Below are 456 nucleotides of genomic sequence, written 5' to 3' on the forward strand. Positions count from 1 at the left end.
CGATGGCGTCGCCGACAGCACCGCCCAGACGATCACCATCACCCTCAACGGTGCTAATGACACGCCGGTTCTGAACGTTGTCACCAGCGGCTCTTACACCGACACCGCTGCAAACGACACCTTCTCTGACATCACAGGCACCCTCAGCGGTTCCGATCGTGATTCGGCTGACACCGTCTCCTTCGAGCTCGACGGCAGCAGCGCGTCCAGCGAGGTCGGCTTCACCGTCGAGAAGAGCAGCACCTACGGCACCTTCTATCTGAACGCCACCTCCGGTGCTTATAAGTTCGTCGCCAACGACTCCGCCATCGAGGCGCTCAAGACGACGGCAACGGCCACCTTTGACGTCAACGCCACCGATGGCGTCGCCGACAGCACCGCCCAGACGATCACCATCACCCTCAACGGTGCTAATGACACGCCGGTTCTGAACGTTGTCACCAGCGGCTCTTACAC

The 456-nt window shown here is 61.0% G+C and carries 1 protein-coding gene; it reads left to right on the top strand.

All coding sequences use genetic code 11. The features are described from left to right. Window positions 1-456, top strand: a 456-nt coding sequence (locus BZJ21_RS15565) for a VCBS domain-containing protein (protein WP_201258685.1), incomplete at both ends; no start/stop codon positions are given.

This window comes from Salinivibrio costicola subsp. alcaliphilus (assembly GCF_001996185.1).
Lineage (GTDB): Bacteria > Pseudomonadota > Gammaproteobacteria > Enterobacterales > Vibrionaceae > Salinivibrio > Salinivibrio costicola.